Genomic DNA, 10,910 nt, shown 5'->3' on the forward strand with positions numbered 1-10,910 from the left:
GAGCTGTCAGCCGCCTTCCGCAGCGCGGTACGCGGGTAGCCGCCGTGCGGGGTCTTCTGCCAGCGCCCGAATCTGTCGACAAGATGGGGGACGGAGTCGATCGGGCCGCTGAATCCACGGCCGAACCCGGCCGCTTGCAAGCCCGGCGGTTCGGGAGCGGCTCAGACCGCCCCATTGCCAGCGATCAATCGATGGCATAGCTATCCGGCCTGCACGCCACCGCCGTCCACGATAATGGTCTGCCCCGTGACATAGGGATTGGTCATCAGATAGACGTAAGCCAGCGCGAGCTCCTCCGCCTCGCCGACACGCCCGACCGGCAGGACCGCCCCGCTCGCGGCGTAGAGCGCTTCGCGGTCTGCTCCGCGATAGCTACGCCGACTTCGGCCCGACGCTGGCTTGCGAGAAGCTGCGCGAGCGCCATGGCATCGAGATATCGCGCAGGTTGCGCACGCCGCATCATGAGCGATGCTGGCTTCTGGGTTCCACCGAAGCTACGCCCGCCCAAGGTCCACCAGTCGCGTACCCGACGGGCCTGTCTGGGCGACCTAGTGCAGATCGATGGTAGCGATCGCCCCCGGTTCGAGGAACGTGCACCGGCGTGCGCCGTGATCGCGCTGGCGTGGAAATAGATTCATTGCGCATCGCCAGGTGATATCTGCAGGAAACAGGTCGCTCGCCGGCGCCGGAATGCACTTGACCTCCGCGCCTGGCGCATGAAATGACATCGAGCTTCATGGCTTTGCGCATCTTGTCGCGACGTGGCAACACCCTACATCAAGGGGCATCTAGCCACCTTACCGTATGGCAAGGTGTTGCACTTCAGATTCGTAGACCAATGCGTTTGGGCAGCGACATTCCCTTGACGGAATATAGTCTGGGAGCTATATTCGATGCATGGGATGGGACGTAGAGTACACATCAATCTTTGGCGACTGGTGGGAGGACCTCTCCGAAGCGGAGCAGGAGTCCGTTGCCGCCTCGGTCTCGTTGCTGGAGCATTTCGGACCGAACCTTCGACATCCGCACTCGAGCGGGATCAATGGCTCTCGGCATGGGCATATGCGGGAGCTTCGCATACAGCATGAGGGAAGGCCGTACCGAGTGTTGTACGCTTTCGACCCGCGCCGCGCGGCAATTCTCCTATTGGGAGGGGACAAGACGGGCAACGACAGGTGGTATGACGAAAATGTTCCGCGCGCCGATGCACTCTATGACGCGCATCTGGCCGAACTAAAGCAGGAGGGTCAAAACGATGGCTAAGAAATTTTCGGAGCTGCGGGCCACGATGGCGCCTGAGTCCCGGGCTCGGGCTGATGCGAAGGCCCAGCGCCTGGTAGCTGAAATGGCGTTGAGCGAGCTGCGTCGTGCACGCGGTCTGTCGCAGGAGGCCCTGGCCTCGGTGCTGCATGTTAAGCAGCCAAGTATCGCCAAGATGGAGCAGCGTACCGACATGTATATCTCAACGCTGCGCAGCCACATCCGTGCCATGGGCGGCGAACTTGAGATTGTGGCGCGCTTCCCAGATGGCGCCGTGCGGATCTCCAACTTTGCAGAGATCGGCGATACCGCGCAAGTAGACTAGGCAGTTCCTACCACCCTGCCCCTACGTCCCTTCACCAATTCTGCGCCGCCGGGCGCTGCGCAACAGCTTTCGCCAAGTCGCCAGTCCCGGTAGGTACACCGGCGAGGGCAATGCCGCCCAGGAAAGTAGCCAGGCTGCCGCGCACGAGACCTGCCCAGATGGCGATCGCAAAGCTGGCCAGCGCGAGGGCGCCCCGCCATCGCTCGAGCCAGCCGAGCACGTCAGCGACGACGCTCGGGCCGTGCCCTTCTGTCGTTGTCCCTGCGACGATCGCCGTCGCCACGATGCCGAGCACGACAACCGCCGCAATAGTTTGCCTGCGAGGGCCGCCGCATGAGACCGCGCGGGCGGACCGCCAAGAACTTGAGTTTGACAGCATGCTCGTTCCTCCGTTGTGTTGAGTATCACCCTAGGTTTTGTACCAGATGCCTTCTCCCTCGCAGCGTGAACGTGCCATTGCGCAGCTTCGTGCCGCAGGCCTTCTGCGTGCCAGCGAGCTTCGCAATGCCGGAATCACGCCATCAACTCTCTCCCGGCTTGAGCGCGACGGTGCTGTCATGCGTGTGGGCAGAGGTGTCTACCAGCTTTCCGATTCGCAGCTCGAAAGCCAGCATTCCCTAGCCTTGGCGTCCAAGCTCGTCCCGGGCGGCGTCGTCTACCTATCGTCCGCACTGGCCTTCTATGGTCTGACGGACCAGATTCCCGCCAAGGTCTGGATGGAGATTGATCCGAAGGCTTGGCGGCCGCGCATCGACTGAAGCGCTTTACGGAAGAGCAAAGCACTGGGTTTCTGAAGGAAGCCGAGGCCGGTATGCTGGTCAAGGAACTGTGCAGGAAGCACGGGTTCAGTGACGCGTCGTTCTACACTTGGCGCGCCAATCACAAGCGCGTTTATCGCCTGTACCTTGCGGCGGGGCTGGCTGTACGGCGCCGTCGTAGACGCTATGGCGTAATGATCGAGCGCGAACAGCGGGCCTTGCCGAATGCACCCAACGAGGTGTGACTCATCGATTTCGTGATGGATGCGCTCGCCAACGGCCGGCGCCTGAAGTGCCTGGCCATCGTCGACGATTTCACGAAAGAGGCTGTCGACAAGTCGTCGACCACGGCATCTCAGGCTTGTATGTCGCTCGGGCATTGAACCGTGCCGCTCGCTTCCGTGGCTATCCCAAGGCGGTGCGAACGGACCAGGGACCCGAGTTTACGAGCCGCGCGTTCGATCAGTGGGCGTATGCGAACGGCGTCACCCTGAAGTTGATTCAGGCAGGCACGCCCCTGCCCTAATTGGCCGCTTGCTGCCCAATAGCGGACGCCGGGCCCGCCCGATGCCGAAGGACGGCTACCGACCCGGAGCGGACTGTCGGCATTTTCCAAAGTGGACATCGAGCTGCAACCTTACAGTCACAAAACCAACCTGATGGCACCCGGCTGGCTACGCGCGGGATAGGAATGTGTTTCTGCGCTGTCCCATGTTGGAAAGCTTTCGCTAGCGCAAACGGCTACCGTCAGGATTGACTGCTTCATCGTCTTTCCTGGAAGGGTAGTATTTCTTCTTCTGCTCAAGTTCAAAGAAGAGCGTGCCGTGAATACCGTTCGCTTCCTTCTTCTTCACCGGACGAGTCCATATATCGGCGAGGGCAGCATCCAACAACGCCTCATCGGATCGACCATAAACCTCGTCGATGAATGCAATGTCAGTCCCCTCTGGGAATATCAAATCAAACTGCTCGCCTGTCGCTGCGAAAATGTCATAAACACAATTTTCTGCGCCGTCAATGACCTGAATATTTTTCATTTCTCAATCTGGCCTCCAAGCAGCATCTGACTCGCCAGATGCAACACAATTATGCGCGGCCACGACAAAGCATGGACTTGAACGACCGCTTCTGGCCGAACTCGGTCAACCGCAGCGAGGCGGCAATCGTCGCCTCCCGACCCTGAGCCGACATTCACGTACTCAACGGCAACCACTGCTTTCGGAATTCAAATTGCCATCAGGGGCTCTGCTGCAAAGGCTCGGTGGAGCAGCGCTACGAAATCCGGCGCAGAAGGTATGTCGATGGCACCAAGGCTTCGCACTTCGACAGCCGGAGTCCATGAGTTCATGACCACTGCACCGTGAAGAGCCTTCAGCGAGTCCATCGTGATGTCCTGATGCTGTTGCGAGATGCCCACACGTTCAAGCTGACGCATCACTATGGACATCGTGGTGCCCCTCAGCATCGGAGCCCGAGGCCACAGCACGGAGCTACCGTCCCAGAAGGCCAGATTCCAAATGGTCGCCTCGCTAAGTCGACCCTCTGCATCCACGAACGCAGCGTCGTCAAAGCCATGTTCCACAGCCTTGCGAAGAAACCACGTTTTTGCGATTTCTCCAACATGTTTGATTTCAGGCAGCATTCGCTGGTGGTCCACCATATCCAGCCGCAAAGGCCCTTGCGGGCCATTGAATGCGGATGATGTCCGGACCAGCATGCTCAAGGGAGCGTCGCTTTCTGCTGCCGTGAATTCTCCTGCAGATGAATAGATGGTGGCAGTCAAGGATAAGTTGCCTTCAGGCTTCAGCTCTAGTGCTGAGCGAAGGTATTTTCTGACATCCTCATCCGCCAATGAGCGTCCGAACATAGCAAGGGAGGCCTTGCGCAAGCGCTGAAGATGGAGATCCAGACCACGCACCTTGCCTTCTCGTACCTGCAAGGCGGTGAAATGGGCGTAGCCAGCGAACGCGACTGGAGCCAAGTCGACCGAAGATGCAGTGCGTCCATCACATTGCGCTGTTGCTTCGCTGGAAAGGGTGTTGACGATACCTGTCATCCATAACTCCTCGTTGATGAAAGCGTTAGGTTAGACTTTGACAGCGCTGTCAATGTCAAGTCCTGTTGCAAGGAGGTTCGGAATGCGGATTGGAGAGTTAGCCCAACGTAGCGGTGTCAGTGAACGAATGTTGCGCTACTACGAGCAGCAGGGACTGTTGCAACCTGCCCGCACCGAAGCGCGTTATCGTGACTATGACGACTCACAGCTTTTGGCAGCCATTCGTATTCGCCAACTCAATGCGTCCGGCTTGAAATTGAACGCGATCCGAGTTCTGCTGCCCTGCGTAAGGGAAGACGACCCCGCAGTTTTTGAGGACTGTGACGAAATTCGGGCAGTTCTAACCAGCGAATTGCAGCAACTAGAGATAAGGCTTCGCGAATTGACTGAGAGCCGGGATACCGTGGCGAGCTACCTGGCCGCACTGGATTTGTCCGAGTCTTAAGGCGCGTGTTCCAAGCAGGGCGCTCGACGCATGGTGCTTTTTCAGCTTCAGGATTGCAACAGACGCCAGTGACGAGCTGAGGTCCGTTAACTGTGCTCAGCGGACTTTGAACTGTTCTAACCCGGTGGCAGCAATTGGCCGGACCCAGCCGGTTGCAAATCCGGTGGTCCGGAAGCCGCTCAGACCGACCCAATGTCGACGATCCATCCAGCCTATGGCTATCAGACCAGCACGCCACCGCCGTCCACGATGACGGTCTGCCCCGTGGCATAGCGATTGGTCATCAAGTGGACGTACGCCTGCGCGAGGTCCTCCGCCTCGCCGACACGCCCGACCGGCAGGGCCGCCCCGCTCGCGGCGTAGAGCGCTTCGCGGTCGGCTTCGGGCAGATTGGCCCACAGCGGCGTGCGCACCAGGCCGGGACTGACCAGGTTGACGCGAATGGGCGCCAGCTCCACCGCCAAGGCCCGCGTGAGGCCTTCCAATGCGCTGCAGGCGCTGGCCAGTGCAACCCAACCCTTATGTGGCCGCAGGCCGGCGACACCACTGGTCAGCACCACGGAGCCGCCGGGACGGAGATACGGCGTCGCATGCTTGACCGCGGCGATGGCGCCGAAGACGCGCAGATCGAAAACCTGGCGGACCGTATCGAGATCCATGTCGGCGAGCGCTCCGGTCTGCAGCGCATCGCCGGCACTGTAGACCAGGTGGTCGAACGGTCCGAGTTGTTCGAACAGCCCGCGCACAGCAGATGCATCGCTCAGGTCGACCGTGCAGCCCTCGGCTCCGTCGCCGAGGCTGGCGACGGCTTCGGCGACGCGCTGGCTGCGCGATGACACCACCGTCACCGCGGCACCGGCCGCCAGCGCGGCGCGTGCCGTGGCAAGGCCGATCCCCGAAGTGCCGCCCAGCAGGACGACGCGTTGATGCTGAAGGTTCGTGCTCGCAATAGTCATGGTGGGTCCTTGCTGTCGGTTGTGGGGGAAGCGAGGACCTGAGTATTATTGTTTAGTCAAAGTTGATAAAGCCGCCATTTCTTCGAACACTCCTTAATAGGATTTGCGAATGGATCGATTCAGCAGCATGGCGATCTTTGCACGCGTCGTCGAACGCGGCAGCTTCGCGGCTGCGGCCGAAGGCAGCGGCATGACGCCCACCATGGTCGGCAACCATATCCGTGAGCTGGAACGGCGCCTCCAGGGCCGGCTGCTGAATCGCACCACGCGGCGCCAGAGCCTGACCGAACTCGGCATGCGCTATCACGCGCGATGTCTCGAAATCCTGGCCCTGGTGGACTCCGCCGAGTTGGATGCGCGCGAGATGCAGAGCAGTCCGCGCGGTCGATTGCGGGTGAGCAGCCCGGTCATCTATGGCACACGCGTGCTCGTACCGGCGCTCTCCGGCTATCTCGACCGCTATCCCGAGGTCCAGATCGAGCTGTCGCTCAATGACCGTTTCGTCGATCTCACCAAGGAAGGCTTCGATGTCGCCATCCGCGCCGGTGTGCTGCCGGACTCGGGCCTGATTGCGCGGGCCTTGACCCATTCCCCGCGTATTGCCTGCGCGTCACCGGCCTACCTGGCGCGCCACGGGCATCCGCGGGTGCCAGCGGATCTGCTGCAACACCATTGCCTGGCCTTTATAGGGGCGAATGGCCCCGAACGTGAATGGCGCTTTCCACGCCCCGACGGCAATGGCGTGGAGCGCATCGCGGTGCGCGGTCATCTCGACGTCAACGGCGGTCTCGCGCTGCGCGAAGCCGCGCTGGCAGGACTGGGCATCATCCTGCAACCCCAGGTGATGCTGCAGGACGACCTGGATGCGGGCCGGCTCGTCCGTCTCTTTCCCGACTGGCCGGCCCCGACCTGGCCCGTCCACGTGGTGCATCTGCCCGATGCGCACATGCCACCCAAGCTGGTGAGCTTTATCGATTTTCTCCTGGCGACCCTGGGGCGCGACAAGACTTGAGGCGTTGCCATCGATGTCCAGCGCGAGCATGCCGGCCGCCGGGGTTGCGCGGTAGCGCCGGGGTTTCCCGGCGCGTGGCGTGCAATACGCCCCCGCTCGAAAGCGCTTGACCTTGTCACAGTGACAAGGCGCCCAATGTCGGGCCAGGAGGCGTTCATGACCCATCACCATCCCCCGACTTCCCATCACGCACTGGCCACGGCACTCGAGCATGCGGACGCGTCGCGCCGTCTTGCGGCCGCGCTCGGTGCCGGCACGGCGCCCGATCCGGGCCAGATCACGCTGCTGGTGGAGCGTTGCGGCGTCGAGCCGGATTTCTTCGTTCGCGACATGCTCACCTGGGCGCTGACCCGGCATGCGCGGGATCTGACCTTGCCCTTGCTGCGCGACGCCCTGCGCTCGCCGGTGGCGCAAGCGCGCAGCCAGGCACTGCATACGCTCTCGAAGATCGGTGACCCCACGGCCTGGCCATCGATCACGACCGGACATCTGCATGACCCCGATCCGGAGGTGGCACGGACGGCGTGGCGCACCGCCGCGGGGCTGGTGCCGAGCGGGCAACGGGCTGCCCTGGCACACGAACTGGTGCTCGAGCTGGGCCGCGGCGACAAGGACCTCAAGCGGAGTCTGAGCCGGGCATTGCTCAGGCTTGGCGACGACGCCGTCGCCCCGCTCGATGCGGCGGCGGCCCGGCACCGGGACCCGGCGGCGCGCGTTCATGCCTGCGCGAGCCTCAGGCTGATCGCCGACCCGGAAGGTGCGTTCGTGCTGGATCCGGCCGACGCCTGGCGTGCTCGTACCCCCTTGCTCAGCGCCGGCGAAGCGGCAAATTGACGGCGATCGATGTGGTGCGCCGCGCCTTGGCCGGGGCGATGGAAGCCGTCGGCGGTTTGATAGAATTTTCGAGGCCCGCCTGGCGCCCAGGCCGGGACGCGGGGCGGCATGACCCAGATGACACCGGAGACAAATGATGCGCATCAGCGAGTTGGCCGATCGTTCCGGCGTCAGCGCGCGCATGCTGCGGCACTACGACGCGATCGGACTGGTCAGCCCCTCGGGACGTACGGAAGCGGGATACCGCGAGTACTCGCAAGCCGATGCGTGGCGCCTGTTCCAGGTGGAAAGCCTCCGTTCGCTGGGCCTTGGGCTCGCCGAGGTGCGTCAGGCGCTCAGCCGGCAAGCACCTCGCCCCAATGTACTCATCGACGCGCTGATGGTTCGCTGCCGGGAGCGGCTGGCCGCAGAGCAAGCCTTGCTTGCCCGGCTGACCGCCGTATCCGCCGCCTCTCCCGAGGACTGGCCAGCGGTGCTGGAAGTCGTGCACCTGTTGCAAGGACTGGACTCGACGCATGCGCCTGAGCGACAGCGTGCCGCGTTCGACGCCGCGTCCAGCGATGCCCCGCTGGCGGCACTCATCGCCCACGCACTGCTTCAGGAGCAGGAGCCGAATGTCGCGGGTACGCTGCACTGGGCGCTGGGAAGAGCCGAGGGCAGCGGCGCCGGCGTACTTGGCGCGGCACTGCAGGATCCGGATCCGGCACTGCGCGAACGTGCCGTGCTTGCGCTGGCGAAACTCGGCGGCGCCGAGGCGGTGGAGACGCTGCGTGGCTCGCTCCTCGACCCCACGGCGCGCGTGCGGTATCGCGCCGCGCGCGTGCTCGGCGGATGGGGGATAGCCGACGCCATTCCCCTGCTGATCGAGCAGGTTCTCGTCGGGGCGCACGATGTCGAGGCGGCCGATGCGTTGGCCGAGCTGGCGGACGACCCAGCGATCGCCAGGCAAATCGTGGAACGCTTTGAAGCAGCGATCTCCGACGGCGCAGCCGATGCCCAGACCCGTGGCCGCATTTGCCAGGCGCTCGCCGAAATCGACGACACGGCGTCGGCCCTGCTTGAACGGCTGGCCGCCGATCCGGATCCGGCGGTGGCGCGCACCGCGCGCTACGTGATCGGCATTCGCAATCCATTCAGACGCCAGGTATCTGCGTAGCGGCCGTGCTCCGACGTCGCCTCACCGCGGAGAACCGACAGCGTCCATCGGCGCCTGCCGACCCAGGGAGAGGGTGCCGCGCCACGCCGCGGCGATCGGTTTAAACTACGCGCACCCGGCTTCCCGAGGAACACCGCGACATGGACCGCACGACACTCGACGCCTACGACGCTCACGCCGCGGCGTACGCACAAGACTGGCTCGACCAGCCGCCGCCAGATGACATGTATGCCCTGCTTGAGCAGTACTTCTCGCCAGGGCCGACCGCGGACGTCGGCTGTGGCGCGGGGCGTGACACCGCCTGGCTCGCATCGCGCGGGTTCGATACCACCGGCTACGACGCGAGTGAGGCCCTGCTGGGCGAGGCGCGGCACCGCTATCCGGGCCTGCGCTTCGAGCAGGCGGCGCTGCCGGAACTCGCCGGCGTGCCGCTTGGCGCGTTCCGCAACGTGCTCTGCGAGACCGTACTCATGCATCTGGACCCGCCAGCCGCTCTGGCGTCGGCAGCCCGGCTGGCCGCGCTGCTGGCTCCCGGCGGCACGCTGTATCTGAGTTGGCGCGTCAACGACGACACGCAGCGTGACGCGCGCGGCCGCCTGTATGCGGCGCTCGATACCGCGCAGGTGCGCGCCGCCCTCGGCGACACCATCGACGTGCTGGATGAGCAAGACCTTGTCAGTGAATCGTCGGGCAAACGCGTGCATCGGCTGATCGTCCGCAAGAACGGCTGACCCTGTCGCACCACGGACAGTGATGTCCGTTTCAGCACGGCCAGCCCCGGACGGCTTTCCCCCGCATGGACTCGACCTTCCGATTTTCCGACCTTCCAGGACAGTGACATGACCGAAGGCGCTCTGACATTTACCAGTCAGGCCGAATGGGAAAGCTGGCTAGGGCAACACGGCAGCACTTCGGCCGGAGCATGGCTGCGTCTGGCGAAGAAGGGCACGGAGCAGCAGACCGTCAGCTACGAACAGGCGTTGGAAAGCGCCCTCTGCCATGGCTGGATCGACGGTCAAAAGCAGGCCGAGAGCGACCAGTACTGGTTACAACGCTTCACCCCACGCTCCGCAAGAAGCATCTGGTCCAAACTCAACAAGGACAGGGCTGAAGCGCTGATCGCCGCAGGCAGGATGCGCCCGCCCGGCATGCGCGAAATCGAGAAGGCGAGGAAAGACGGCCGCTGGCAGGCTGCTTATACGTCGGCCAGTCACTCGATCGTGCCGGACGACCTGCGGGCGGCTTTGGACGCCAATCCGGCAGCCAAGCAGTTTTTCGCGACACTGAACAGCCGTAACCGCTATGCCATCCTGTTTCGGCTACAGAATGCAAAAAAGCCGGAAACAAGGGCGCGGAAAATCGAAGAATTCGTCAACATGCTGAACCGGGGCGAAACCTTCCATCCGTAGGCCTTGCACTTCTTCCGGAGATTTTGCCAAACGGGGCATATAAGCCTTGATGACCGGACCGAGTGAACACAGACATCAGGCAATCCTTCGTCGGGCAGGCGTTCCGGGTCGGATTGCGGACCGGCGCGACTATCGGCACAACTACCGGCCATCCACCCGCCGGACCAGGATCGGTATTGGCTTGCCCGTCACCAGAGCAACGACCACGTGACCGGCCTTGCCTGCATCCTGGTTCGGTGAGAACCGGCAGAAGGCCTGGGCCGTATTCTGGATGCAAGCGATCTCCACGCCGGCCAGCCAGTCAGGCGGGAAGTAGCTCTGGATCTCTTTTGCCGTGCTGTTCCTGTACTCGCAGCCCGCATCGCAGGAGATGTTCTTCCACTCTTTCCCAGGTATTTTCCCTGATGCCTCCCATTTCCCGTTTGAATGAGAGAGTCGGTAAAGGACACGGGTGGGAGCACGATTTTTTCCCAGGTACTCATAAGTTCCGGCATCGGAATCCGACAGGCCGCCCGCGAAGGCTATTGGCATGGCAGTCAATGCCGCAATGAGAGAGATTACCCGCCTCTTGTCCATCACCACCTCCTTTTAAAGTCAAGGCATTGCCAACACGGCCAATCTTGGGTTGATCGCGGCAGAGCATGCCGCCAACCCACGTTCCGGAAATCCGTCGGCAACCGCCTTGCGCGCACAGCCTGC

General features: G+C 62.9%; 15 protein-coding genes and 2 pseudogenes. 11 read left to right on the forward strand and 6 right to left on the reverse strand.

Features of this window, described 5'->3' with window-relative positions; genetic code table 11:
- Positions 1 to 200: 200 nt before the first annotated feature.
- Positions 201 to 437 (reverse strand): SDR family oxidoreductase, encoded by a 237-nt coding sequence (locus BKK81_RS36930; RefSeq protein ID WP_335582894.1) that lies wholly within the window; start codon positions 435 to 437, stop codon positions 201 to 203.
- Here BKK81_RS36930 and BKK81_RS36520 point away from each other — a divergent pair.
- The 3 genes and pseudogenes from BKK81_RS36520 to BKK81_RS19765 form a co-directional block, all read left to right on the forward strand.
- Positions 344 to 614, forward strand: a pseudogene (locus tag BKK81_RS36520) (ISNCY family transposase); the annotation flags it as partial. The gene BKK81_RS36930 and the pseudogene BKK81_RS36520 sit on opposite strands and share 94 nt — an antisense overlap.
- A 283-nt stretch (positions 615 to 897) precedes the next feature.
- The gene (locus BKK81_RS19760; protein WP_071017009.1) at positions 898 to 1,263 is read left to right on the forward strand and encodes a type II toxin-antitoxin system RelE/ParE family toxin; all 366 of its coding nucleotides are present in this window, start codon (positions 898 to 900) and stop codon (positions 1,261 to 1,263) included.
- A complete protein-coding gene (locus BKK81_RS19765; protein WP_071017011.1) occupies positions 1,256 to 1,585 on the forward strand; it encodes an XRE family transcriptional regulator in 330 nt (109 codons plus the stop codon). Before BKK81_RS19760 ends, BKK81_RS19765 begins: the two co-directional genes overlap by 8 nt.
- 31 nt (positions 1,586 to 1,616) lie before the next feature.
- Here the strand turns inward: BKK81_RS19765 and BKK81_RS19770 are convergent, their stop codons facing one another.
- On the reverse strand, positions 1,617 to 1,880 hold the full coding sequence (locus BKK81_RS19770; protein ID WP_071017013.1) for a hypothetical protein: 264 nt from the start codon (positions 1,878 to 1,880) through the stop codon (positions 1,617 to 1,619).
- Positions 1,881 to 2,010: 130 nt separating this feature from the next.
- Between BKK81_RS19770 and BKK81_RS34515 the strand changes: the two genes are divergently transcribed.
- Together BKK81_RS34515 and BKK81_RS19780 are read left to right on the forward strand one after the other, a co-directional pair.
- Positions 2,011 to 2,343, forward strand: coding sequence for a type IV toxin-antitoxin system AbiEi family antitoxin domain-containing protein (locus tag BKK81_RS34515; protein ID WP_156811402.1), 333 nt, complete (start codon positions 2,011 to 2,013; stop codon positions 2,341 to 2,343).
- Positions 2,344 to 2,396: 53 nt separating this feature from the next.
- Positions 2,397 to 2,860: pseudogene (locus tag BKK81_RS19780) on the forward strand (DDE-type integrase/transposase/recombinase); the annotation flags it as partial.
- 211 nt (positions 2,861 to 3,071) lie between these two features.
- Here the strand turns inward: BKK81_RS19780 and BKK81_RS34520 are convergent.
- On the reverse strand, positions 3,072 to 3,380 hold the full coding sequence (locus BKK81_RS34520; protein ID WP_083384288.1) for a hypothetical protein: 309 nt from the start codon (positions 3,378 to 3,380) through the stop codon (positions 3,072 to 3,074).
- A gap of 188 nt (positions 3,381 to 3,568) precedes the next feature.
- Positions 3,569 to 4,399, reverse strand: coding sequence for an aminotransferase class IV family protein (locus BKK81_RS19785; RefSeq protein ID WP_071017018.1), 831 nt, complete (start codon positions 4,397 to 4,399; stop codon positions 3,569 to 3,571).
- Positions 4,400 to 4,526: 127 nt separating this feature from the next.
- Here BKK81_RS19785 and BKK81_RS19790 point away from each other — a divergent pair, with 127 nt between their 5' ends.
- Positions 4,527 to 4,844, forward strand: a complete 318-nt coding sequence (locus tag BKK81_RS19790; RefSeq protein WP_231908178.1) for a MerR family transcriptional regulator — start codon at positions 4,527 to 4,529, stop codon at positions 4,842 to 4,844.
- A 221-nt stretch (positions 4,845 to 5,065) separates the two neighbouring features.
- Here BKK81_RS19790 and BKK81_RS19795 read toward each other — a convergent pair whose 3' ends face one another.
- Positions 5,066 to 5,800, reverse strand: coding sequence for an SDR family oxidoreductase (locus BKK81_RS19795; RefSeq protein ID WP_071017024.1), 735 nt, complete (start codon positions 5,798 to 5,800; stop codon positions 5,066 to 5,068).
- Between the two features lie 109 nt (positions 5,801 to 5,909).
- On the opposite strand from BKK81_RS19795, the gene BKK81_RS19800 reads away from it, so the two are divergent.
- From BKK81_RS19800 to BKK81_RS19820, 5 genes are all read left to right on the forward strand, one after another.
- Positions 5,910 to 6,812 carry a LysR family transcriptional regulator gene (locus BKK81_RS19800; protein WP_071017025.1) on the forward strand — a complete coding sequence of 301 codons (903 nt, stop codon included), beginning with the start codon at positions 5,910 to 5,912 and terminating at the stop codon, positions 6,810 to 6,812.
- Positions 6,813 to 6,968: 156 nt separating this feature from the next.
- The gene (locus BKK81_RS19805; protein ID WP_071021880.1) at positions 6,969 to 7,646 is read left to right on the forward strand and encodes a HEAT repeat domain-containing protein; all 678 of its coding nucleotides are present in this window, start codon (positions 6,969 to 6,971) and stop codon (positions 7,644 to 7,646) included.
- Positions 7,647 to 7,779: 133 nt separating this feature from the next.
- On the forward strand, positions 7,780 to 8,802 hold the full coding sequence (locus BKK81_RS19810; protein WP_197524025.1) for a HEAT repeat domain-containing protein: 1,023 nt from the start codon (positions 7,780 to 7,782) through the stop codon (positions 8,800 to 8,802).
- Positions 8,803 to 8,942: 140 nt separating this feature from the next.
- Positions 8,943 to 9,533: a class I SAM-dependent methyltransferase gene (locus tag BKK81_RS19815; RefSeq protein ID WP_071017027.1), complete on the forward strand. Its 591-nt coding sequence runs from the start codon at positions 8,943 to 8,945 to the stop codon at positions 9,531 to 9,533.
- Positions 9,534 to 9,641: 108 nt separating this feature from the next.
- Positions 9,642 to 10,211: a YdeI/OmpD-associated family protein gene (locus BKK81_RS19820; RefSeq protein ID WP_071017029.1), complete on the forward strand. Its 570-nt coding sequence runs from the start codon at positions 9,642 to 9,644 to the stop codon at positions 10,209 to 10,211.
- A 141-nt stretch (positions 10,212 to 10,352) separates the two neighbouring features.
- Here the strand turns inward: BKK81_RS19820 and BKK81_RS34525 are convergent, their stop codons facing one another.
- Entirely contained in the window at positions 10,353 to 10,787 is a 435-nt protein-coding gene (locus tag BKK81_RS34525) for a hypothetical protein (protein ID WP_083384290.1), read from the reverse strand.
- Positions 10,788 to 10,910: the final 123 nt, after the last annotated feature.

Origin of the sequence: Cupriavidus sp. USMAHM13 (assembly GCF_001854285.1) — a bacterium.
In the GTDB taxonomy this organism is placed as follows: domain Bacteria; phylum Pseudomonadota; class Gammaproteobacteria; order Burkholderiales; family Burkholderiaceae; genus Cupriavidus; species Cupriavidus malaysiensis.